Below are 24,701 nucleotides of genomic sequence, written 5' to 3' on the forward strand. Positions count from 1 at the left end.
TTGTCTGGTATACAAGTCGATTAGCTGGTAATTTATACTTTGACTATAACTAAGGGCAGGGTTAAAAGCCAAAGCCCAAAACTAAAGTCCAAAATGTAAGCCAAACCCAGGAAAGAGCCAGCTATGAATAATAAATCGGTTATTTCAACGCGCTGTTTAGCGCTGCTCTGTGCAGTGTTCGCCTTGTGTTCTCCCGCCTATGCCGATGTCAGCCTGCCGCGTTTATTAAGTGACGGTGCAGTGCTGCAGCGCGACAAACCCATCATCATTTGGGGTTGGGCGGATGAAGGTGAGCAAGTGAAAGTCAGTTTTGCCGGCAAAGAGCAAAGCACGGTAGCGCAACAGGGGCAGTGGCAAGTGACTTTCCCCGCCCGCAAAGCCGGTGGCACTTACGACTTGGTGGTGACTGGCAAAAATACCCTGCGCCGCAGCGGTATTGTATTGGGCGATGTGTGGATCGCCTCGGGCCAATCCAATATGGAATTACCACTGCGCCGGGTGAAATACCAATATCCCGGGTTGATTGAAACCACGCAGCAGCCCGACATTCGCGAATTTAATGTGCCGGTGCTTTACGCCTTTAAGGGGCCACTAAAGGATTACACTCAGGGGCAATGGAAAACGGCAACGCCTGAACATCTGGAAGGTTTTTCGGCGGTAGGCTTTTTCTTTGCGCAAAAAATCCTGGCGCACACCAAAGTGCCGGTGGGCATCATCACCATCCCGGTGGGCGGTTCACCGGCAGAGGCTTGGATGAGTGAATCGGCGCTGCAACAATATCCGCACTATTTGGAAAAATTACAGCCGTTTAAAAACGATGCCCATGTGCAGGCGACCATCGCCACGGACAAAGCCAACAGCAGTAAGTGGTATACCGATTTGGCGGCAGCCGACATAGGCTTGAAAAATAATTGGTCGCAAGCGGAGCTTGATAGCAGCGATTGGAAAACCATTCAGCTGCCCGGTTTTTTTAAAGAAAATGCAGCGCCAGCAGATCGCGATTTTACTAACGGCGCAGTTTGGCTGCGCAAAACCATCGAGTTAAGCCCAGCCCAAGCTGCACAAAAAGCGGTACTCTGGTTGGGTTGCATTGTGGATGGCGATGAAGTGTTTGTGAACGGCCAGGCCGTTGGTCAAACGGGTTATCAATATCCACCGCGTATTTATGCGCTGCCGGAAAAGTTGCTGAAAGCGGGTAAAAATACTATTGCGATTCGCATCACCAGTTATTCCGGCAACCCCGGTTTCGTGCGGGAGAAACGCTACGCCTTGATGTTGGGTGAAAGCGAATTGGGCGCGGGTTATTCAGGTAGCGAGGCGGTTTCGCTGGAGGGCGATTGGCAATACAAAATCGCCGCGCGTGTGGGCAATATGCAACCCGGCACGACGTTGCATTACCTGCCCGCAGCGCTGTACAACGCTAAATTAGCGCCGGCATTGCCGCTGCAAATTAAAGGGTTTATTTGGTATCAGGGCGAATCTAACGTAACCCGTGCAGCAGAATACCAACAATTATTCAGCGATTTAATTGTGGATTGGCGCAATCAATTCCAGCAGGGCGATATTCCTTTTATTTACGCCCAGCTCGCCAATTTTTTACCAGCGAATCCTGAACCGGGTGAAAGTGCTTGGGCGGAATTGCGCGAGGCGCAGCGTCAAACGCTTGCGTTAAAAAATACGGCTATGGCGGTGGCGATTGATGTGGGTGAGTGGAACGATATTCACCCGCTGGATAAACAATCGGTGGGTGAGCGTTTGGCTTTGGGCGCGCTAAAGGTGGCCTATGGTAAAAAAGGTCTGTTGGCATCTGGTCCGGTATTGAAAAAAGTCGTGCGCAAGGGCGATAGCTTGGAATTGAGTTTTACCGAGGTTGGTAAAGGTTTGCAGGTGCGCGGCGGTGGTGAGGTTAAACATATGGCCATCGCGGGGGCGGATAAAAAGTTTGTGTGGGCTAAGGTGCAGTTGAAGAAAAATACACTGCGCGTGTCGGCGAATGGCATCAGCGAGCCTAAGTGGGTGCGTTATGCCTGGGCGGATAACCCTGAGGGGGCAAATCTGTATAATAGCGCCGGTCTGCCTGCATCGCCGTTTGAGGCCAGTGTGTTGGATTAGTGTATTTCCCCCCGCGCGATGGATTCCGGATTTCACTCGGAGACTCGCCGTGAACCCGTCCTTGGGGGCTCGTCGCCCGCGTCCCTGCGGGCCACGGTCTCCGAGCAAATTCCGGAATCCATTGCGCTAGCGACGAGGGAGTAAACTAAATTTTTAACACTAAAACGCCGATGCAGAATTAATTTCTCATCGGCGTTTTTATTTTGAAACAATTCGATATTTTTGATCTCCCACGCACCAAATCCGTTGCCATTATTGGCGGCGGGCCGGCGGGGTTAATGGCGGCAGAAGTTATTGCCAGCGCCGGTCATGCGGTCGCGGTTTACGATGCTATGCCCTCGGTCGGGCGCAAATTTTTATTGGCGGGTGTGGGGGGGATGAACATCACCCACGCAGAGCCAGCGGAAGATTTTCGCGCGCGTTACACCGCCAGCGCACAATTTATCAATGCCCTCAAACAATTTGATGCCGATGCCCTGCGCAAGTGGGTGCATGGTTTGGGTATTGAAACTTTTGTGGGTACGTCTGGCCGTGTGTTTCCGGCGGATATGAAAGCGGCGCCGCTGTTGCGCGCCTGGTTGCATCGCCTGCGTGAGTTGGGGGTGAAGTTTTATCCGCGCCACCGCTGGCTGGGTTGGAATGCGCAGGGTGCTTTGCAATTTGCGGTGCAGGAAAATAATGCGCTAAGTGAAACAAGCGTTCAGGCCGATGCTGTTTTGCTCGCCTTGGGCGGTGCCAGTTGGCAGCGTTTGGGTTCCAACGGCGCCTGGGTGCCGCTGCTGCGCGAGCGCGGTGTGGTTGTGAATGATTTATTGCCCAGTAACTGCGGGTTTGAAGTGAATTGGAGCGAGCACATACGCAGCCAACAGGCTGGTTCGCCCTTGCATGGCGTTGGGTTAAGTTGTGTGGATGTTCACGGCCAGCCGCGCCGGATTTTGTCGGAGGCCATCATTAGTGCCTATGGCATAGAGGGCACAGGAATTTATGCACTGTCCAAATACCTGCGCGATAGTCTCACGCACAACGGTTCAGCAATGTTGAATATTGATTTGCTGCCGGATTTATCCCACGAAAAAATTCTGCAAAAACTCAATAAACCGCGCGAGAAAAATTCGCTGAGTAATTTCCTGCGCAAACAATTTAATTTGCCACCAGTAAAAGTTGCGCTGTTGCGTGAACTCACCAGTAAACAAACTGTGGAAAACACCGAGTTGCTGGCGCTGGCGATGAAAAAATTATCGCTCACCTTAACCGCCACTCGCCCGATAGATGAAGCCATTAGCAGCGCCGGTGGTGTAGCCGCCAAAGCGCTGGATTCCTCCTACATGCTCAAACAAATTCCCGGGGTATTTTGCGCCGGTGAAATGCTGGATTGGGACGCCCCCACCGGCGGCTATTTGTTAACTGGCTGCTTTGCCTCGGGCCGCGCTGCGGCTTATGGCCTGCTCAGTTATTTACACGCCCAGGCCTGAACCTTATGAAAAAAGTATTGGTGATTGGTTATGTGTGGCCGGAGCCAAACTCCTCTGCCGCGGGCAGCCGCATGTTGGAGTTGGTGCAGTTATTTTTATCTCTGCGGTGTGACGTCACTTTTGCCTCTGCGGCGGCGCTGTCGGAGCACCGGTTCGATTTAAAGCAAATCGGCATCACTGAAAAAACCATCGCACTCAATTGCAGTAGCTTCGATAGTTTTATAACAGAACTGCAACCGGATTTAGTGTTGTTCGACCGCTTTTTTACCGAGGAGCAATTTGGTTGGCGGGTGGAGCAGCAGTGCCCACAGGCGCTGCGCATTTTAGACACCGAGGATTTTCACAGCTTGCGCCATGCGCGCCAGCAATTATTAAAAGCTGCACAAAAACACGCTGCCACCGAAGTCGCGCGCCATGCGGTGCCGCCAGTGAGTGCAACTGCCGCAGAACTCTATGCGCAGATGTCAGGCAGCGACATGGCGCAGCGCGAAGTGGCAGCGATGTTCCGCTGTGATTTATCGCTAATGATTTCCGAAGTGGAAATGGAATTGCTGAAACACTATTTTGCGGTGCCCGCGCAATTATTATTTTATTGCCCGTTTTTATCCCAATCGGAAATTGTTGATAAAAAACTGCCGGATTTTTCTGCGCGCCAGCATTTTATTACCATCGGCAATTTTCGCCACGAACCCAATTGGGATTCCGTGCAGTGGCTTAAACACCAGCTCTGGCCACTGGTTCGCGCTCAGTTTTTGCAGGCGAATATGGCGCCGCCCGAGCTGCATATTTACGGCGCCTACCCACCACCCAAAGCAACCCAATTGCATAACGCCAGAGAAGGTTTTCTCATTAAAGGTTGGGCAGAGGATGCACAGGAAGTGATGCAAAACGCGCGCGTCTGTCTCGCGCCTTTGCGCTTTGGTGCGGGCATAAAAGGCAAGTTAATGGATGCCATGCACAGCGGCACACCCAGCGTGACCACCCGCATAGGCGCAGAATCCATGAGCGGTGGTTTGGAATGGTGTGGTGCGATTGAAGATGACGCCGCTGCCTTTGCGCGCGCCGCATTTGATTTGTATACCCAAGCGGGTCTGTGGCAAAACAAGCAGCAACAGGGCTGGCTCATTCTGCGCGATTATTTTTATCGCCGCGACTACAGCCAGGACTTGCAGCAGCGTTTAGCTACACTGGCAGAAAATCTCCACCTTGAACGGCAGCAGAATTTTATCGGCCACATGCTGCGCCACCATCACCACAAAAGCACCCAATACATGGCGCAGTGGATTGAGGCGAAAAATCGTTAAGCCAATCTGTTTGTATAAATAGTCGGCAATAAAAAACGCGCATCAGATTGATCTGGTGCGCGTTTTTATTTTTATGCGTAGTGTTTTATTCCGCAGCAGCAGCTTCAGCAACAGCTACATCAGTTACCACATCGCCAGCAAACTGCACGGCAACTTGTTTGTTGGCGGTAGCGGCAGCGCTTACGCCCAGGGCGGCGGCAACTTGTGCAGCTTGCGCAGCGGTAGCGTTCACTGAGCTGGCGTTGTAAAACCATACTTCGGCATCGGCTTCACCGCTTTTGGAGACTGGTGCGCCCAATTTGGCTTCTACCTGGGCTTTGGTGGCTTTATCGCCCAATTTGCTTTTTACCAGAGCAACGGCAGATTCCTCTGGTGTAGCCGCTGTGGCGCTCGCTGCAGCGCTGGTGTCTTCCACTTTGTCTTGGGTTTCAGCCACTTTTGCCTGTGCCTTGTCCACCGATTCGGATGCCTTTTTGAGCGACCCAAACAGGTCATTTGCCTGTGCGTTTGCTGCTAAAAGACCAACCAAACCCATAACAACCAATGATTTTTTCACGGTAAAACTCCCTAGTGCGGCTAATAAGTGAGTCTGAATATCAGCAATTCAAACAAGATAAAAAGAGTGCCAAAAGGCGCGGCCACCCTAATCAAGTTGCGACTTAAGGTCAAATGAAAATTATTCTTTTCTTGTGCGTTGATTCACTTTAAGCCACTGATCTAATTGAAATTTAGGATATCGGCGCAGGTGTCTGGGTAATCCTATACGCTGAATTTACTCTGCTGGCGTTGAATAAGCGCTGCCGGGCCCCAACCATGGGGCAATCAGTCTGACGGTTGCCTGCATGCCCAAACATCCCGCCCAATTGCCCGCGCGCGCCTCTGCTTTGCCTTGCAATGGCCCTGTTATGCCCGGCCATTGCGCGCGCTTGTTAATGGCGGGATTGCTGCCGGCAAGTCTGCTGTGGCTGTTTGTTATTTACAGTTTGGGCATTGCTGCGCCCGCGCAAACGCCGGATCAGCGCAGCCTGAATGTCACTCGCGATGCACCACTGCATGTGAGTGGCGATTACGCGCTCTCGCTCAAACGCTATTTTTCCCAGCATAGAAATCAATCCGCCAATCCAGCGGGCGATTCTGATCACTCAGATCCAGTCTGGGGTGCACTCGGCGATTTTTTTATTCTGCTGCCCACAGTGCAGGTTATCACTGCGGCTGTTGCCGATGCGCCGCGACTGGATTGGCCGCAGCATCGCTCGCTGAATACTCCGCGCGCACCACCGCACCTTTAATCACTCCCGTTAAAAAAACTGACTGAAATTTTTCTGCTCGCGTTGGCGAGCAGTGCGGAGTATTAAACATGAAAACCCTTTTTTCGCGGGCGCTGGTGTACGGCCTGATTATTTTATTTGGGCTGCTGAGCGCCCTGCCTAATGTTTTACCTGAATCCACTTTGCAAAAATTACCGGATTGGTATTCACACAACCAGCTCACGCTGGGCCTGGATTTACGCGGCGGTTCGCACCTGTTGTTGGAAGTGGATACCAGTGAATTAACCCGCAATAAAAATCCTGCTCTACACGACCAAATTGTGCGCGATGCAGTCGAGCAAAGCGTGGAAGTTGTGCGTCGCCGTTTGGATGAAACCGGCATGGTGGAGCCAATGATTACGCGGCAGGGCAGCGACAGTATTCTGGTGCAGTTACCTGGTGTTAGCGATCCGCACCATATCCGTGAGTTGCTCGGCACTACGGCGCGCATGACTTTTCATTGGGCGGCCAATACACACTCGCCCGGTCATACCCAATTGATCACAGTGGAAGGTGAGGGTGGTGAACGCTATCGATTGGAAGAGCGAGTGGCGTTGGAAGGTAAACACATTAGCGATGCGCGCCTGGCGTTTAATCCCGATAGTGGCGAGCCAGTGGTGAATTTTAAATTGGACAAAGACGGTGCGCGCCGTTTTGGTGATATGACCCAGCACAATGTTGGTCGCGCCCTAGCCATTGTATTGGATAACAAAGTGATTACCGCACCGGTGATTCGCAGTGCAATTACCGGCGGCAGCGGTGAAATTAGTGGCTCGTTTACCAGTGCATCGGCCAATGATCTGGCGCTGCTATTGCGCGCTGGTGCATTGCCTGCACCGCTGAAAGTCATCGAGGAGCGCACCGTAGGGCCTGATTTGGGCAGCGACTCCATCGCCATGGGCGTCAACACCGGCATTATCGGCGCGCTGCTGGTGTTTGCATTTATGCTGGGTATTTATGGTCGCTGGGGCTTAATCGCCTGTGTCGGCTTAGCGGTGAATATAGGCCTGAGTTTCGGTGTGCTGAGTTTGCTGGGTGCCACACTCACCTTGCCCGGAATCGCCGGTTTTATTTTAAGTATCGGCATGGCGGTGGATGCGAATATTTTAATTAATGAACGCATTCGCGAGGAAACGCGGCGCGGTGAAACTGCAGCGCAAGCATTGCGTGCCGGTTTCCAGCGCGCTTACAGCACTATTCTGGATTCTAACGTCACCTCGTTAATTGCCATCAGCTTGTTGTTTTTAGTTGGCAGCGGCCCGGTGCGCGGTTTTGCCGTGACCATGGCAGTCGGTTTAATTATTTCCATGTTCACGGCGATTGCTTTTACTCGCCTGATTATGGAGTGGCGGGTGAGCAAATTAGGTCGCGCGCCGTTAAAAATTTCCGGTTTAACCTGGCTGGATAAGGTCAGTGAAAATACTATTCCGTTTTTGCGCGCACGCTTTTTTGGAATCGCGGCATCAGCCGTGTTATCACTTGCTGCAATAGGTTTGTTTTTCAGCCCGGGCCTGCATTACGGTATCGATTTCAGTGGCGGTACAGTGATTGAAGTCAGCGCGCCGGAAACCAATGTGAGTGCCTTGCGCAATGGCTTATCTGCCCAAGGTGAAAGTGCGGTGGCAATTCAGGAGTTCGGCAATGAGGGGCATTATTTGCTGCGCCTGCCAATGCAATCTGCAGAGGATGTCGCCAGCGGAGAAAGTGTGCAGGCGATAAAAAATGCCGTGCAGGCTATAGCCCCGCAAGCAGAATTCCCGCGTGTGGAAATGGTGGGGCCGCGCGTGAGCGGCGATTTTGGCGATGCCACCATTCTCGCCATTATTGTGGCAGGTTTGGGCATGCTCGGTTATTTATGGGCGCGTTTTGAATCGCATTTTGCGCTGGCTGCCACACTTACGCTCGCGCTGGATCTCACCAAAACCATCGGCTTTTTTGCGCTCACCGGCGTGGAGTTTAACCTCACTGCCGTGGCGGCGCTGCTCGCTTTAATCGGCTATTCGGTGAATGACAAAGTGGTAGTGTTTGATCGCATCCGCGAATATTTGCGCATCAATCCCAACAAACCGCTGGTGCAATTATTAAATGAAAGCATCACCTCAACCCTGACCCGCACCACCTTCACCTCGGTGACTACTTTCCTCGCGCTTTTACCTATGGCAATCGCGGGCGGCAGCGCGGTATCCAGCTTTTCCCTGCCCATGTTATTCGGCATAGTCATAGGCACCAGCTCCTCGATATTTATCGCCGCGCCGATTTTATTGTGGCTGGGTGAGCGCAGAATGCGCCAAGGAAAATCACAACTGCATGTTGTGAATGAAACGCAGCGGGAGATTGATTTGTTGCCTTAATGGAGAGGTTTATGCGGGCTACTTGTTGCCAACCACTTTTCAATAAACATTAAATAAAAACGCCCGCAGTTGCGGGCGCTTTTGTTGATTAAGCGATTAAAACTTCACGCTACTCGAATCCTCACCAAACCAGCGGGGTTTTTCGTCGCCGCGGGCGTATTGGGCGGTGAAGCCGGAGTTGCCGAAGCCTTGGAAGTAACTCATGGAAACCTGGTGTTGGCCTTCGCTTAAATGAATCATGCAGACCTGAACTGTGTAGGGGCGGTCGCCCAGGTGTTCGCAGATTAATTTGCCGTCAACACGCAGGGAGAAACCATCGTCGCTGCCCATGAGGAAGCGGTAAGTGTCTGCTTGTTTAACGGTGATGGTGTGGTTTACATCCACAAAAAAATCATCATTGAAAATAGCGACGTTGCCCAGTTCGGGGTGGCGGAAGCGGCTTTTTTCAAGCAGCTCCAAGCGATCCACCATGACTTCGCGGCTGGATTCAATATCGCGTGCCTGATAAATATTGGTGATGCTTACCCGGTTTTTGCTGATGACCAATTTCACCACCGGATCGACACTGACTGGGGTTATACGCACCAGAATCAGCACCACTACCAGCGCCAGCAGCGCGGAAAAAATGGAGTTTTTATTGAACAGCATTTCTGTAGTGAAAAGCCTGTTTTGGGTTTTGGTTTGTGTTGCCATGATTATCTCACCACCTGCAATTTCCAGAAGCTGAACCAGTTGCGCATTTCAAATTGGTCTTCGGTCAGGCCAAAGCCGTAAGTGAAGGGTGAGAAAAATGCAAACACAGCAATCACTAATAAAGCAAACAAGCTCACGTTGATAATAGTGTGTTTGTTATTGGCGATTACCTGATCGCGATAAATGTAATTGAACACCAGGGCGAGGTTGACGGCGCCAAATACCAGCGGCACTAAATAGTGGTAGAGGTACATCACCCGTTCGATTTGTAAAATTGCAATCATGTAGCAGAGGTAAAGCGAGGTGAAGGCGCAGATCCAGTAAAAGAGTTTTTCATCTTTAATCGGGCTGTTGTAAACGTAGCGGCCAATAATCAAACCCACCGATAAAATAATACCGCCCAGCACCGAGAACCAGACAATCGGGTTGCCAATCAGGTATTTGTATTTCACTACCACTTTGCCGTCTACGGTATTTTTATCCCAGCGGTAGCTGATGGTTTTTTTGCTCAGTGGCCAGCCCATGGCGTGGCTGCCGTTTTCATCGGGTTTGCAAATATCCAAACGCGGAACACCATCGGCATATTCCGACATGTATTTCCAGTTGTCGGCCATGCCCAGCATAAAAGTGGAGGGCGACCAGGTGTTGCCCGCGCGAATTTCCGCCAGGTATTCCGGTGAGGCTTTGTAGGTGCGGTCATTAATAACCTTGGTGCCCATGCCGATATGCACATAAAACACTGCGAAAAAAACCGCGGCAACAGGAATAACACCCGCGGGCACAGTGGTGGCCAGGCGGCTCAACAGCTTGCGCCATTGCCATTGTTTTATATTGCTCCATTGGTCTACGCCAAACAGCATGACAAACAGCAGCAGCAAAATAAATGCGTTTACTTTTACGGCGACGGATAAACCAATCCACACACCGAGCAGCGCATAGTGTTTTAATAAAATCGCTTTTTGGTGGTGGATAAAATCCGTTGCCACACGCACAAAATAATAGAGTGCAGCGAGGATAAAAAAGAGCTGTATACCTTCCAGCATGGCGGCGCGCGAGTGAATCACCAGAGCGTTATCAAAAATCACCAAACTGGTAAACGCCGCCGCCAACCAGGCGCGCTGGGTAATGGCATTGATAATGCCGTAAAAAAATAACACGCTGAACGCCATCATAATGACCGAGGGCCAGCGAAAGCCTTTGTAGGTCATAGTGGGTGGCGCGTTGTCGCCGGTTAAATAATCCGTCTCCAACAACTTTTGTTTATCAACCTCGCCGTTGCCGCCAAACAATACTTCGCCCACGGCCATGAGCATTTTGCCCAGTGGCGGGTGCGGCTCCATATACATCACACCGTCTATATGTTTTTGGGCTGAGGCAACGTGATAGTTCTCGTCCCAAAACATGGCTTGGGGGCTGCCGTAAAAAGGAAAATAAATACCCAGCGAAATAATAAGAATGACCGCCGGGTAAATAAAACGAGCGTAGGTTTTCAGGAAAAGTTTCATAGTGTTATTTTTACGTTAGGGTTGTGCGTTGGAATTATTTTTTGCGCAGACCTTTGCCGGTTGCTGCCCAGAAGATGCCGCCGTAAACATGCTCTAAAAACAGTGTGTCGCTGTAAGTGGCGGGCAGGTGACCAAGAGCGGTGTAAAACGCGCGGCCGCCGTCATAGTTGTGGTACCAGGCGATGGGGTGGAATTTGCCCATGCCGACACCTTTTTTCTCGCCCCATTGCGCGCGTGGGTCGTAGCTTTGTTCATCTACCGAGAGGATGTAATTCAAACCTTTGGTGCGCTCTGCGCCAAATTCGTACCACTCATCCGTCCACCAAAAGCGGTCGGGCATGCGCTCAAGGCCGGGAAATTTGCGGTCGAGCACTTGCAGTTCAGCAGTTTGATTGGCGGGGTGAATGTGGAAAGTGCGGCCCACCATCTTGGTGTACCAATCCCAATCGTATTCGGTGTCTGAGGCGCTGTGTACACCCACAAAACCTTTGCCGGCGCGCACAAAACGCTCCATCGCCGCTTGTTGTTCGTCGTTGAGAATATCGCCGGTGGTCAGCAGGAAAATCACCGCCTGATATTTTTGCAAGCGTTCATCGCTGAACACGCTGGCATCTTCGTGCCAATCAAGCGCAAAGTCGTGGCGTTTGGCCAGCGCGCGCATGGCGGTGACACCTTCGTTGATAGATTCGTGATGAAAGCCATTGGTTTTGGTAAATAAAAGCACATTAAATTGTTGTGCTTGTACACTCAGGCTTGCCATGACAAACGAGCAAGTGAGCGCGATGGAGATCAGTAACTTGTTGCGCATTGTGAAGGTACCTCGTCGCGAAGAGATTGTTTTTGTTGTGGTTGACCTTTTTTGTAATTCACACTTTTATTGTTGTTTGCGATTTGTGGCAGTGGTGCTTTTTATTGTTTTGGAGCGGACGCCATCATAAGCGATTAGGATTTATAGGCAATAAAAAAGGGCGCACAGAGCGCCCTTTTGCAAACCAGTCAAAGTCTTAGATGCGGCGGCGCACACCCAAACCAATCAGGCCCAGTGCCAACAACAAGAGTGCGCCTGGCTCAGGTACTTCAACTACCGGAGGTTTATCCAGGGTGATGCCTTTGAGTTTGTAGTAATCATTGCCACCGGTTTTATTGATGTTGTCGCCGGTAAAACCGCCAAACACATCGTTGTAGGCACCAACCAACCAGTGCTGCGCGACAACCTTGCCAGCGTTGATTTTGCCGCTATTGGGGTGGTAGTCCACGTTGTAGTAGTTGCCCACCAGCGACCAGCCCATGCCCAACAGGTCTTGCCACTTTTTGCCGAGCAGTGAAGCGCTATCAAAATTGGTGCCGGTGTAGGCCAGCACAGTCACATCGCTGTCGTTGGAGATCCAGCCCATATCCAGACTGTCCACAATCACCATTTGGTCGAAGGAGAGCAGGTGCATATCAAAATCACCGCCTTCGTTATCCACGGCGTGGTTGGGGCTATCGGTTTTTTCCACGCCCAGGCCATCCCACTTGCCAACATAGTCCTGCTCAATTTCCTGCTTCACACTGGTGACGGTTTTGTATTCTGCACACTGGCCCCAGTAGTTGTAGCGCTTGCAGGTTTTGGTTTTGTTTACACCATAGGACCAGCCAGTAACCGAGAGGTTGATGTCGCCTTCGTTGTAGTTGTACTGCATGGCATAGGTCGCGTTGAGCGCGCCATTGCGTGAATCCGGGGTGTTGAGGTTGATGCTGATGGGGCCGGCCACAGCGGAGGTGGCGGCCAACAGGCTGAAGCATCCAAGCAGGTTTACAAGTGTGCGCATGACTTTATCCAAAATGGTTGATTTGACAATTTGCAGGTGCAAAGCAAATTGGGTGCCAGCACATCTAATTGATTGATTTGAAAGGTGATGCTGTTCACAAAAGAGTGGCGCGTTGGCTTAAGTGACAAGAAGTTCGACACTTGGATTCCCCGGATGTTATCAAAGCGTACGCTGGTTAATAGGTTCTTCGGCAGGCAATCGGTGAGGGTGAAAAATAAAAGCCCGGGTTGAGGCCCGGGCTGGCAGTTAATGAGGCGGCAGGTTTAAATGGCTTGAGGCTTGGCTGTTTGATTTGGCTGGTGCTCGGGTTCTTCACTGCCAATTGCACCCAGCTCACCGGTTTTGCGCGCATGGCGCCCATAGACTATCTCGAACAGTGGCGATGCCATCAGGGTTGTCACTATCGCCATTAATACCATCATGGAGAACAGGGCTGGGCCAATCACCCCGGCTTGCAGGCCGATATTGATAATAATCAGCTCCATCAAACCGCGCGCGTTCATCAGTGCACCAATACCCATGGCGGTGCGGTTGTCAGCGCCACACAAGCGCGCTGCGCCCCAGCAGGCAACACCTTTGGCAACAATTGATCCAACTAAAATCACGGCGGCAATCGCCAGTAATTCCAGATTGTTAACCATGGTAAGTTGAGTGTTGAGGCCTGAATAGGTGAAGAAAATGGGGATCAGGATAATCACGACAAACGGTTCGAGTTGACGTTTCACCTCTTGAGTGAGTTTGCCGCGCGGCATCACTGCGCCCAGCAAGAACCCGCCAAATACGGCATGTAAGCCTATAGCGTCGGCGGTGAAGGCTGCCAGCATGAAGCTCATAATGACCAGCGCAAAGAGCGTTGGGCTGAGGGTTTGTTGCTGTTCAGCGGCGCGCGCCAGAGGCGCCAGGATTTTGGGGGCTACCACAATCATGAAAGTGGCAAAAATGATGCCGCCAACAATGGTGGTGATCGCCAGTTCCGCACCTGCACCAAAGGTGGCCAGCACTACCGCCAGCACACACCAGGCTCCGGCGTCATCAATAGCGCCTGCTGACAGCGACAAGGTGCCCAGTTTGGTTTGGCTCAAGCCGCGCTCGTGGATAATGCGCGCCAGCATAGGGAAGGCGGTGATGGCTATACAGGCGCCCATAAACAGGGTGGCACTAAAAACAGTCGCCTTTTCAGAAAACAATCCCGGCACAGTCAATAGCCAGGGAGTTATGAGGATCGCGACAATAAAAGGGGCCGCCATACCGGAGATGGATACGGCGGCAGCACTCTTGATGTTGGCTTTGAAGTGGTCGCCACGGAAGCCCAGGCCCACCAAAAACATATACATGCCTACACCCAGCTGCGCGCCCACGTAGAGCACGCCTTTCATTTCGGTGGGGAACAGGCTTTTCTGTAACTCGGGCATTAGTAGACCAAAAAGTGAGGGGCCAAGGATTACCCCGGCAATCATTTCACCTACCACCTGGGGCTGGTGAAGATATTTTTGCCCAAGCCAGCCGACCAGACGGCAAGCTGCGAGAATAACGAACATCTGCAAGAAGAAGACGATAGAAAGTTGCGCGATTGTCATGGGATGAATCCGATTTTTATGTTGATACTGCTGTTGTTATACGTCCGGCGTTTAGGTGGCATCCGGCTAAACGCAGGCGGGTTGTGCTTTGTAGTGGAAAGCTGGGTGCCATCGCAATGTAAGGTCGATAAATTTTGGCTATCATTTTTTGGGTGGCAGCTGTTTGTCGGTTTCATTTGCCGGTAAACCGGTCGGCAATAATTTTTTAGGTGTCTTTTATGACCTTGGCGGAACTGCGATTTATCGTTGAGTTGGCGGATACGCGGCATTTTGGCCGTGCGGCCCAGCGCTGCGATGTCACCCAGCCCAACTTGAGTGTGTCGGTGCGCAAGTTGGAGGAGGAGTTGGGCGTGGTGCTGTTTGAGCGCACCAAGTCCGGGGTACACCCTACAGTGCTCGGGCGCGACATTATTCATCAGGCGCGGCGGGTGTTATCCGGGGTGAGTGATATCCGGCGGCTGGCCCAAGCTGGCAGCGGCCAGCTACAGGGGCGCTTGTCGCTGGGGGTGATCCATACCCTGGCGCCTTACCTGTTGCCGCAATTGGTGCCCTACCTTGCACAGCAGGTGGCGACCATGCCGCTGAGTGTTAGTGAGGGCATGAGTGCGGAACTCTGCAAGCAGCTGCGTGCAGGCAGTTTGGATGCCATTCTGGTGTCGCTGCCGTTTAGCGAGCCGGATGTGGTGGTGCAGCCCTTATATGACGAGCCTCTGGTAGTCATAATGCCGTCTACCCATGTACTGAGTGCCAGCCAGGTAGTGGATCTGGCTGCTCTGCGCGGGCAGCCCCAGCTGTTGCTGGCGCAGGGGCACTGCCTGCGCCAGCAGGTACTGGCTTTACTGCCTGAGACGGTGCTCCTTGGTGATGAAATCAATAGCCTTGAAACCCTGCGCAATATGGTTGCCGCGGGGCAGGGTTTGGCGGTGGTGCCGCGGTCAGCGGCTACGCCCGGAATCTGTGCTGCCAGTCGGCTGGTGGCGCGCCCGCTCGCCGGAGCTGGTCGCACCCTGGCGCTGGCATGGCGCGCCAGTTTTCCGCGCCACAAGGCGATAGATGTGTTGCGCCGCTCCATCCAAATGTGCAGCGGTGCCTACTGGAGTTTTACCACCGAGCCGGAATTGACGGAGTTGTCATGAATCCCATTAAAAAAATTGTGATCCTCGGTGGCGGTACGGCGGGTTGGATCGCGGCCGCTATGCTGGCGGCCCATGTGCGTCGCGACCTCTGTTCCATTGAGTTGATCGAGTCAGATGAAATCAGCTCGGTGGGCGTGGGGGAGTCAACTATCCCGCCGGTGTTGCGTTTAATTACCAGCCTGGGGATAGACGAGGAGGATTTCATCCGCGAAACCCAGGCCTGTTACAAGTTGGGTATCAAGTTTGTGGATTGGCGCTGTAAAAATGAATCCTACTTTCATCCCTATGGCGCGCTGGGTCAGCGTATTGGTGCGCAGGATTTTTACCAGTGCTGGCTGAAGTCCACCATGGCTGGCGGCGACTATCCGCTGCAGGATTTTGCCCCCTGTTCAGTCATGGCGGCGCAGGGGCGATTTTTTCTGCCTGCGCAAGCCGCTAACACCCCGATTGGCGGTGCGGGATACGCAATTCACCTGGATGCCAAGCTGGTTTCGGCCTATTTGCGCCGCTACGCCGAAGCGCGCGGGGTGGTTCGCAGTGAAGGCAACTATGTGGCGGCCGAGCGCAATGAGGGCGGATTTATGTCGGCGCTATTGTTGGCCGATGGCCGCCGGATTGAAGGAGATTTTTTTATCGATTGCTCGGGCTTTCGCGCGCTCCTGAGTGAGGGGGTGATGGGGTCCGGGTTTGAGGATTGGTCTGACTACTTGCCCTGTGATCGCGCCCTGGTAGTAAAAACCGCGGCGGCCGGTTCGCGTATGCCCTACACCACGGCGACCGCGCGCAAATCGGGATGGTCCTGGCGTATTCCACTGCGCAATGCCACCGGGCACGGTTATGTCTATGCCAGCCGCTTCTGCAGTGATGCCGAGGCCAAGAGCACCCTGCTTGGCAGCCTGGATGCGCCGCGCATCAATGACCCCAGGGTGGTGAATTTCAGGGTGGGGCGGCGCACCGCGTTTTGGAAAAATAATTGTTTGGCGCTAGGGCTTTCGGCTGGCTTTGTGGAGCCGCTGGAGTCCACTGCGATTCACCTGATCGCGCGCGGCATGGATTATTTGTTGCGCTTTTTCCCTGACCGCGACTGTGAGCCCAGTCTGCAGCGCGAGTACAACCGGCGTATGGCGGCGGACTATCAGGAAGTGCGTGATTTTATCGTCTTGCATTACTGCACCAGTGAACGTCGCGACAGTGGCTTTTGGCGCTGGTGCCAAACCATGCCGCTACCTGATTCGCTGCGCGAGCGTATCGATTTGTTCAAGGCGCACGGCATAGTGCGTGAAGAGCGGGATGAATTATTCCGCAGCGCCAGCTGGCAATCCATTTTTGAGGGTATGGGCATTCGCCCGGCTAAATACAGCCCGCGGGTGGATAATATCGAGCTGGAGCAAATTAACGAAAACCTCAAGCTTGCCCGCTCGGCCATCCTCAGTATGGTGAAGACCTTGCCTACCCACGATGACTATCTGGCGGGGCGCTTCGGCGCACCAGCCGTTGAGCAGGGCTAATCAATCACGGCCAAATATTGGCCGTTCAAGTAGCTGCCATCCTCAATCACCGCAGTGCTATGGGAGGGGTAGACCTCGCTCAGGTGCAGCTGGGTTGGGCGCTTGACCAGGCGCGTTTCGCTCACCTGGTATTCGGTGTTTGAGCCCACCACCACCAACTGGTACAGCTGCATAGTCGCGCCGGCCTGCAAGCCGTTATTGGCGCCGCCTTGCAATATCACCTGGGTCTGCCCGGGGTAGGCTTCAATGGTGGCGATATAGGGTTGGCAATCCAGAGTCTGCACCAGTTCTTGGCTGATAGTTTTGCCAAGCTTGCGGATTTGTTTGCCGTAGGGGGTTTTGGCAAAAGCAGGTGAATCAAAACCTATAGGTTTGCGCGTATTCCAAATACCGCTTGTGGTGTAGTGGCGGGTTAGCAGCGGTTCACCGGTAAAGCCATCGCGCAACTCAAGTTCCAGGCTGAACAGGCGGGTGCGCGGGTCGAACTTTTGAATGCCGGTCAGGTCGTGAAAACCGTTGGCAAGGCGGCGATAAATTCCCGGGTTGTAGGTGGTGTTGGCATCGGTCAATGCCATGTCATGAATAGTGCCGCTCAGGACAAATTGCGCGCGCGCTTGGCGGGCAATTTTTTGCGCTTGTTGCTTGCGCTGGGTTTCGCTCAGGTCGGGCAGGGCGAAACCCAGCGGGATCAAGTTGGGGGCAAGCATGGGATTGGCTTGGGCCAAATCATTGCGGATCAACTCCGCCATGCCGGATTCGGCGGCGAACAAGTTGCCGGCATTTGCGGTCTGCGGGTTGCTGTTGGTAAAGCGAGTGATCACCAGTGATTTGCCAAGGTGGTTGTGCTCCCGGCGCTGGTCGGTGCATTGGTTTTGACGCGCGGCTGGCCTGGCATTGACTTGCGCGGTTGTGGGGGTGTCTGGAGTGGGGAGCTCTGCGCTACCTACAATCACTCCCGCGCTTGTATTTTCATTCGGTGCTGCAGTGCTGCCCGGTTTATAGGCAATATCTTCTGGTACCAGCGGGCTGGCTGCGAGCGTTGAACTCAGTGCCAGTATGCTGGTCAACAACAGGCATCGAATTGCCCGGGATGACTGGATGTAGGGGCTGTTTGAACCCATGGCAGGCTCCGGTGATATGCGGGTATAGTGATGCAAGGTATAACGCTAGGATTAAGATCGGCCCGCAGCGGCTTTTCTTTAGTCAGGAAATCATAAGAATCACGGCGGAGGCGCCATTTGTTGCGGAGCAGGTTGATGAAAAAATTCGTGATACTGCTGGTTATTTGTGCGGGCTGGCTGGCAGGCTGCAGTTCCAATGGTCGAAGTTATGTAGAAAGTGCTATGGCAGAAACGCTTGAGGTGGAAGTTCTTCCCAATCAAAGCAAGATGTTTACCTATCGCCTGCGCTGGCCCGAAGAGCAAATTCCCAATCACATTCGTGTCAGTCGCGATGGTCGCGATAGTCGCCGTGATTTTTATGAGGGAGGTGTTAATGTAGGGCGCAACACCCATGAGCGGCTGTTGCAGAATACCGGTTATGTGGTGGAAAAAGCGGGCTATTGCCGCGAAGGTTTTTTTGAGCTGGATCGCAGTATCTCCCGATACCATCTGTGGGTGAGGGGGGAGTGCAAAGAAAGTGCAACCGAAGCCGATAAGGCCGCCTTTGGGGGCAAACAAACCTTGACGCCTGAGCGCTGGAAAGCCTCCCGATAGTTCGCCTTCCTTTAGAAAATAACAGCCCCGACCACTGGCGCTTTTTGCGCCAGCTTGTCGCATAATTCAGCGGCTGTTTGATTCCACTTGGCTTGCCAATACCCCTTCAAGCGGGTAATATCCTGCGCCCATTTGCCTAGCCCCTGCACCTCAGGGGCTTTTTTGTCTGGGATGCAATTTGGCGCAACTCTCGCATGAACGTTGCGTGTCCAACCTTCGTATCCCTTGATAATGTTTTTTGTTGAGAATCAGCCTATGACCACTGGCCTCTACCAGATAGACGAGTTCAAAGATAACTGCGGTTTTGGTTTGATTGCCCACTTAAAGGGCAAGACCAGCCATCGTCTGCTTACTACGGCAATCGAAGCACTGACTTGCATGACCCACCGAGGTGGTATCAATGCAGACGGCAAAACCGGTGACGGTTGTGGTTTATTGATCCAGAAACCGGACAGTTTCTTGCGCGCCGTCGCCAAGGAAGCCTGTGGTGCCGAGCTGACCTCTATTTATGGTGTGGGCGCGATTATGCTCAGCCGCGACCCGGCCCAAGCCGATAAGGCGCGTGCGGTAGTCGCTGAAGAGTTGACTGCCCAGGGCCTGATTGTAGCTGGCTGGCGCGAAGTGCCGGTTGACCCCAGCTGTCTTGGCCCTATCGCCATGAAGTCGCTGCCGACTTTTAATCACCTGTTTGTAAATAACCCCGACCTGCCGCTGGAGCAGGTTAACGCCAAGCTGTTTATGGCGCGTCGCAAAGCGGAAATCCGCTTGAAAGACGACAAAGCCTTTTATGTTGCCAGCTTGAGCACCGGTATCCTGTCCTACAAAGGTTTGATGATGCCGGTTGATCTGCCACGCTTTTTTGCGGATTTGGCCGATGAACGTTTGGAGACAGCGATCTGTGTGTTTCACCAGCGCTTTTCCACCAATACTATGCCGCAATGGCCGCTGGCCCAGCCCTTCCGGATGTTGGCGCACAACGGCGAGATCAACACCATTGTGGGTAACCGCAACTGGGCGGTGGCGCGTACCCCCAAATTTGTAACACCACTCCTGCCTGAGCTGCACAGTGTTACTCCGCTGGTAAACCGCACCGGTTCTGACTCTTCCAGCTTGGATAACATGCTGGAAATCCTGACTCTGGGTGGCATGGAATTGCACCGCGCCATCCGTATGCTGGTGCCGCCGGCCTGGCAGAACGTGGAGAATATGGACCCGGATCTGCGCGCCTTCTATGAATACAATTCCATGCATATCGAGCCTTGGGATGGCCCCGCAGGCTTGGTAATTACCGATGGTCGCTACGCGGTTTGTACGCTTGACCGCAATGGCCTGCGCCCATCGCGCTGGGTGATTACCAAAGATGACATGATCACTGTGGCCTCGGAAGTGGGTGTGTATGCCTATGATCCGGCCGATGTAGTGGCCAAAGGGCGCCTTGGCCCAGGCCAGATCATGTCGATTGACACCGCGACTGGCACCCTGCACAACACCCAGGATATCGACAACCAGCTTAAGTCGAGCAAGCCTTACAAGCAGTGGCTGAAAGAGCGTGCTCTGCGTATTGAGTCCACCCTGAACACCGACACCAAAGAAAACGGTATCGAAGGCATAGCGCTCAAGGCCAACATGAAAATGTTCCAGGTTAGCTTTGAGGAGCGCGACCAACTGTTGCGTCCGCTGGCTGAGGGTGGTCAGGAAGCTGTTGGCTCAATGGGCGACGATACCCCTATGGCCGTGCTGTCGCGTCAGCAGCGTTCACTTTACGATTATTTTCGCCAGCAATTTGCCCAGGTAACCAACCCGCCGATCGACCCATTGCGTGAAGCGATTGTGATGTCGTTGGAAACTTGCCTTGGCCGTGAATTGCCGGTTTATGACGAGTTGCCCGAGCATGCGGATCGGGTGATTTTGACCTCGCCTGTACTCTCGCCTGAAAAATTCCGTGGCCTTATGGGTATGAATCGCCCCGGTTATGGAGTGGCGAAATTCTCGCTTTACTACAATCCTGAAGCGACCAACCTGCAGGCGGCACTTACCAAACTTTGCGCTGACGTTGAAGCGACGGTTAAGTCTGGCAAAGTGTTGATGGTATTGAGCGACTACGGTTTTGAAAAAGGCTTGTTACCTATTCCTGCCCTGCTGGCGGTGGGTGCAGTTAACCAGCACCTGACCAACGTTGGCTTGCGTTGTGACTCCAACCTGATTGTGGAAACTGGTAGCGCGCGCGACCCACATCAAATCGCCGCTTTGATCGCCTATGGCGCAACCGCCGTTTACCCTTACCTCAGCTACCACGTGCTCAACGACTTGATTGAAACGGGTGAGCTGCTGACTGACGTTGATACCGCCTACAAGAACTACCGCAAGGGAATCGACAAGGGCTTGCTGAAAATCCTGTCCAAAATGGGTATCTCCACCATCACCTCGTACCGCAGTGCACAGCTGTTTGAGGCAATTGGTCTGGCGGAAGAAGTGATCGGTATGTGTTTTGAGAGCACGCCGTCGCGTATTGGTGGCGCGCGTTTTGAAGACCTGGAAGCCGACCAGAAAATCCTGGCACAAACTGCCTGGATCGAGCGTAAGCCAATCGTACAAGGTGGTCTGCTCAAGTATGTTCACGGCTCCGAATACCATGCTTACAACCCCGATGTAGTGCAGAGCCTGCAAAAGGCAGTGCAGAGCGGTAACTACGCGCTTTGGCGTAACTATGCCGATTTGGTGAACAAGCGTCCGGTCTCCATGCTGCGCGACTTACTGGCGATTCGTGAAGACCTGTGCAAACCCATTCCCCTGTCAGAAGTGGAACCGGTTGAAAGCATTATCAAACGTTTTGACTCGGCGGGTATGTCGCTCGGCGCTTTATCGCCTGAAGCGCATGAAGCCTTGGCTGAAGCCATGAATCGTTTGGGGGGGCGTTCCAACTCGGGCGAGGGTGGTGAAGACCCAGCGCGTTACGGCACTGTGAAATCCTCCAAGATCAAACAAGTTGCCTCTGGTCGTTTCGGTGTTACACCTGCCTATTTGGTGAATGCTGAAGTGCTGCAAATTAAGGTTGCCCAAGGTGCAAAACCCGGTGAAGGTGGTCAGTTGCCCGGTGGCAAAGTGAATGCACTGATTGCGCGCCTGCGTCACTCGGTGCCCGGTGTAACCCTGATTTCACCGCCACCCCATCACGACATCTACTCGATTGAAGACCTTGCTCAACTGATTTACGACTTGAAGCAAGTGAACCCAGACGCACTGGTCTCGGTGAAACTGGTATCTCGCCCCGGCGTAGGTACTATCGCTGCTGGCGTGGCCAAAGCCTATGCCGACCTGATCACCATTTCCGGTTATGACGGTGGTACTGCAGCTAGCCCACTCACCTCTATTAAATACGCGGGTTCACCCTGGGAGTTAGGTCTGTCTGAAACTCATCAAACCCTGCGCGCCAATGACCTGCGCGACAAGGTTCGCGTGCAGGCCGACGGCGGTTTGAAAACCGGTTTGGATGTAGTAAAAGCGGCCATGCTTGGCGCTGAAAGCTTCGGCTTTGGTACTGGCCCGATGGTTGCCTTGGGTTGTAAATACCTGCGTATTTGCCACCTGAACAATTGCGCCACCGGTGTTGCTACCCAGCAGGACAAACTGCGTAAAGACCACTACATAGGCACAGTGGAAATGGCGATGAATTTCTTCAAGTTTGTTGCCGAGGAAACCCGTGAGTGGATGGCGCGTATGGGGGTGCGCACTCTGGGTGAATTGGTTGGTCGCGTGGATCTGCTGCAGGTGCTGGAAGGTGAAACTACCAAACAACAGCAATTGGATTTGAGCCCGATCATCTATACCGACGATTATTTGGCCACCAAGCCGCAATTGTGCGCCGTGAGCAAAAACGAGCCTTTCGATAAAGGTGAAACCGCCGAGGCAATGATTAAAGTGTTGTTGCCCGCGATTGAAGCCAAAACCGGCGGCGAGTTTGAGTTCCATATCACCAACTGCGACCGCTCCATTGGTGCGCGTATCAGCGGTGAAATCGCCAAGCGTTACGGCAACCAAGGCATGGCAGACAAGCCACTCAAACTGAAACTGACCGGTATTGCCGGCCAAAGTTTTGGAGTGTGGAATGCCGGTGGCTTGGATATGTATCTGGAAGGTGATGCCAACGACTATGTGGGCAAGGGCATGGCTGGCGGTAAGCTGGTAATTCGCCCACCGCGCAGTTCCGGCTTCAAGTCCAACAAAACCAGCATTCTGGGTAATACCTGTTTGTACGGTGCGACTGGCGGTAAATTGTTTGCAGCCGGTACGGCAGGCGAGCGCTGCGGCGTGCGCAACTCCGGTGCCCATGTGGTAGTGGAAGGCGCTGGCGATCACTGCTGCGAATACATGACCGGTGGTGTGGTCACAGTACTGGGTCAAACCGGTGTGAACTTCGGTGCGGGTATGACCGGTGGTTTTGCCTATGTGCTGGATGAAGCAAATGACTTTGTGGATCGTTACAATCACGAGTTGGTGGACATTCACCGCATCAACACCGAGGCTTTGGAGGCGCATCGCCACCACCTGCGCACGACGATTGAAGAATTTGTACAAGAGACTGAAAGTGCCTGGGGCCAAGAGCTGCTGGATAACTTCGATGATTACATCGGTAAGTTCTGGCTGGTTAAACCCAAAGCAGCATCTTTGGGCAGTTTGTTGGTTAGTTTCCGCCAGCGCGGCGAATAACTCTTGGTGACGAGTGAGGTCAAAATCATGTCAGCACGTTTAAGCAATGACTTTCAGTTTCTCGATGTGGGTCGTCAGGACCCCACCAAGAAAGATATAGAAACCCGCAGACGCAACTTTGTGGAAATCTACCAACCTTTCGCCAAAGAAGAGGTGGAAAGCCAGGCGCATCGTTGTTTGGAGTGCGGCAATCCCTATTGTGAGTGGAAGTGCCCGGTGCACAACTTCATTCCCAACTGGTTGAAGCTCATATCCGAAGGCAATATTTTTGAAGCGGCTGAGTTGAGTCATCAGACCAACTCCCTGCCGGAAGTCTGTGGCCGCGTGTGCCCACAAGATCGTTTGTGTGAAGGCGCCTGTACCCTGAACGACGGTTTTGGTGCGGTAACTATTGGCAACGCCGAGAAGTACATCACTGATACCGCCTTTGCTATGGGCTGGAAGCCGGACATGTCCAAAGTTGTTTGGACCAACAAAAAAGTGGCCGTGATTGGTGCTGGCCCTGCCGGTATTGGCTGTGCTGACGTGCTAGTGCGCAACGGTGTTAAGCCGGTGGTATTCGACAAGTACCCCGAAATCGGCGGCCTGCTGACCTTTGGTATCCCCGAGTTCAAACTGGAAAAATCAGTGATGAGTCGTCGCCGTGAAATCTTTACCGAAATGGGTATCGAATTCCGCCTGAATACCGAAGTGGGCAAAGACATCACCATGGAAGAATTGCTGCGTGATTACGACGCGGTATTCATGGGCATGGGTACTTATACCTACATGAAAGGCGGTTTTCCCGGTGAAGACCTGCCCGGTGTTTACGATGCGCTGCCGTTCCTGATTGCCAATGTAAACCGCAACCTTGGCTTTGAAAAAAGCCCTGACGACTTCATTAGCGTAGCGGGCAAGAAAGTGGTTGTTCTGGGTGGTGGTGATACTGCCATGGACTGTAACCGTACTTCCATTCGCCAAGGTGCTGCTTCAGTGACCTGTGCTTACCGTCGCGACGAAGAAAATATGCCTGGCTCCAAGCGAGAAGTGGCCAATGCTAAAGAAGAGGGCGTGCAGTTCCTCTATAACCGTCAGCCAGTTGCCGTCGTTGGCAATGGCAAGGTGGAAGGCGTGAAAGTGGTTACCACCCAAATGGGTGAACCCGATGAAAAAGGTCGTCGCAGCCCGGTGGTTGTGCCTGGCTCTGAGGAAATCCTGCCTGCTGACGTGGTGCTCATCGCCTTCGGTTTCCGCCCCAGCCCGCAACCCTGGTTTGAAACTAACGGGGTAAAAGTGAATAGTTGGGGTGGCGTAGTGGCACCAGAGCAACAACAGTTCAAGTTCCAAACCAGCAACCCCAAAGTGTTTGCCGGTGGTGATATGGTGCGCGGTTCTGACTTGGTAGTTACTGCAATTTGGGAAGGTCGCGAAGCGGCGCAGGGTATTCTGGACTATCTGGAAGTTTAAACCGGCTGGAAGTTAAACTGGTGCATTGATCATTGCGGCGGGCATCGCTTAGGCTCC

At 53.1% G+C, this 24,701-nt stretch carries 17 protein-coding genes; 10 read left to right on the forward strand and 7 right to left on the reverse strand.

The genetic code is table 11. The features are described from left to right. The first annotated feature begins 123 nt into the window (after positions 1-123). The 3 genes from ACFODX_RS10025 (at position 124) to ACFODX_RS10035 (ending at position 4,888) form a co-directional block, all read left to right on the forward strand. Complete coding sequence (locus ACFODX_RS10025; RefSeq protein ID WP_378118640.1) at positions 124-2,112, forward strand: sialate O-acetylesterase; 1,989 nt, start codon at positions 124-126, stop codon at positions 2,110-2,112. A 203-nt stretch (positions 2,113-2,315) separates the two neighbouring features. After that, on the forward strand, positions 2,316-3,584 hold the full coding sequence (locus tag ACFODX_RS10030) for a TIGR03862 family flavoprotein (protein ID WP_378118642.1): 1,269 nt from the start codon (positions 2,316-2,318) through the stop codon (positions 3,582-3,584). Between the two features lie 5 nt (positions 3,585-3,589). Continuing rightward, positions 3,590-4,888 (forward strand): glycosyltransferase, encoded by a 1,299-nt coding sequence (locus tag ACFODX_RS10035; protein WP_378118644.1) that lies wholly within the window; start codon positions 3,590-3,592, stop codon positions 4,886-4,888. Positions 4,889-4,973: 85 nt separating this feature from the next. Here ACFODX_RS10035 and ACFODX_RS10040 read toward each other — a convergent pair whose 3' ends face one another. Beyond that, positions 4,974-5,444, reverse strand: a complete 471-nt coding sequence (locus ACFODX_RS10040; RefSeq protein WP_378118646.1) for a hypothetical protein — start codon at positions 5,442-5,444, stop codon at positions 4,974-4,976. Positions 5,445-5,730: 286 nt separating this feature from the next. Here ACFODX_RS10040 and ACFODX_RS10045 point away from each other — a divergent pair, with 286 nt between their 5' ends. Then, a complete protein-coding gene (locus ACFODX_RS10045) occupies positions 5,731-6,177 on the forward strand; it encodes a hypothetical protein (RefSeq protein ID WP_378118648.1) in 447 nt (148 codons plus the stop codon). A 68-nt stretch (positions 6,178-6,245) separates the two neighbouring features. Then, entirely contained in the window at positions 6,246-8,546 is a 2,301-nt protein-coding gene (gene secD, locus ACFODX_RS10050; RefSeq protein WP_378118650.1) for a protein translocase subunit SecD, read from the forward strand. A gap of 96 nt (positions 8,547-8,642) precedes the next feature. Here secD and ACFODX_RS10055 read toward each other — a convergent pair whose 3' ends face one another. The 5 genes from ACFODX_RS10055 to ACFODX_RS10075 form a co-directional block, all read right to left on the reverse strand. Then, the gene (locus ACFODX_RS10055) at positions 8,643-9,239 is read right to left on the reverse strand and encodes a serine protease (protein WP_378118652.1); all 597 of its coding nucleotides are present in this window, start codon (positions 9,237-9,239) and stop codon (positions 8,643-8,645) included. A 2-nt stretch (positions 9,240-9,241) separates the two neighbouring features. Further along, the gene (locus ACFODX_RS10060) at positions 9,242-10,744 is read right to left on the reverse strand and encodes a phospholipid carrier-dependent glycosyltransferase (protein ID WP_378118657.1); all 1,503 of its coding nucleotides are present in this window, start codon (positions 10,742-10,744) and stop codon (positions 9,242-9,244) included. A 34-nt stretch (positions 10,745-10,778) separates the two neighbouring features. Further along, on the reverse strand, positions 10,779-11,552 hold the full coding sequence (locus ACFODX_RS10065) for a ThuA domain-containing protein (RefSeq protein ID WP_378118659.1): 774 nt from the start codon (positions 11,550-11,552) through the stop codon (positions 10,779-10,781). 196 nt (positions 11,553-11,748) lie between these two features. After that, complete coding sequence (gene xdp1 / locus ACFODX_RS10070) at positions 11,749-12,555, reverse strand: exosortase-dependent surface protein XDP1 (RefSeq protein ID WP_378118661.1); 807 nt, start codon at positions 12,553-12,555, stop codon at positions 11,749-11,751. 263 nt (positions 12,556-12,818) lie between these two features. Beyond that, positions 12,819-14,132, reverse strand: coding sequence for a cation:proton antiporter (locus tag ACFODX_RS10075; RefSeq protein WP_378118663.1), 1,314 nt, complete (start codon positions 14,130-14,132; stop codon positions 12,819-12,821). A 218-nt stretch (positions 14,133-14,350) separates the two neighbouring features. On the opposite strand from ACFODX_RS10075, the gene ACFODX_RS10080 reads away from it, so the two are divergent. Together ACFODX_RS10080 and ACFODX_RS10085 are read left to right on the forward strand one after the other, a co-directional pair. After that, positions 14,351-15,268 (forward strand): hydrogen peroxide-inducible genes activator, encoded by a 918-nt coding sequence (locus ACFODX_RS10080; RefSeq protein ID WP_378118665.1) that lies wholly within the window; start codon positions 14,351-14,353, stop codon positions 15,266-15,268. Then, complete coding sequence (locus ACFODX_RS10085) at positions 15,265-16,776, forward strand: tryptophan halogenase family protein (RefSeq protein WP_378118667.1); 1,512 nt, start codon at positions 15,265-15,267, stop codon at positions 16,774-16,776. Before ACFODX_RS10080 ends, ACFODX_RS10085 begins: the two co-directional genes overlap by 4 nt. On the opposite strand, the gene ACFODX_RS10090 is transcribed toward ACFODX_RS10085, so the two are convergent. Further along, on the reverse strand, positions 16,773-17,897 hold the full coding sequence (locus ACFODX_RS10090; protein ID WP_378118669.1) for a flagella assembly protein FlgT middle domain-containing protein: 1,125 nt from the start codon (positions 17,895-17,897) through the stop codon (positions 16,773-16,775). The two genes, ACFODX_RS10085 and ACFODX_RS10090, sit on opposite strands and share 4 nt — an antisense overlap. A gap of 135 nt (positions 17,898-18,032) precedes the next feature. On the opposite strand from ACFODX_RS10090, the gene ACFODX_RS10095 reads away from it, so the two are divergent. From ACFODX_RS10095 to ACFODX_RS10105, 3 genes are all read left to right on the forward strand, one after another. Further along, positions 18,033-18,491 (forward strand): hypothetical protein, encoded by a 459-nt coding sequence (locus ACFODX_RS10095; protein WP_378118671.1) that lies wholly within the window; start codon positions 18,033-18,035, stop codon positions 18,489-18,491. A gap of 255 nt (positions 18,492-18,746) precedes the next feature. Beyond that, a complete protein-coding gene (gene gltB / locus ACFODX_RS10100) occupies positions 18,747-23,198 on the forward strand; it encodes a glutamate synthase large subunit (RefSeq protein WP_378118674.1) in 4,452 nt (1,483 codons plus the stop codon). A gap of 27 nt (positions 23,199-23,225) precedes the next feature. Beyond that, complete coding sequence (locus tag ACFODX_RS10105; RefSeq protein WP_378118676.1) at positions 23,226-24,644, forward strand: FAD-dependent oxidoreductase; 1,419 nt, start codon at positions 23,226-23,228, stop codon at positions 24,642-24,644. Positions 24,645-24,701: the final 57 nt, after the last annotated feature.

Origin of the sequence: Cellvibrio fontiphilus (assembly GCF_042646205.1) — a bacterium.
Taxonomy (GTDB): domain Bacteria; phylum Pseudomonadota; class Gammaproteobacteria; order Pseudomonadales; family Cellvibrionaceae; genus Cellvibrio; species Cellvibrio fontiphilus_A.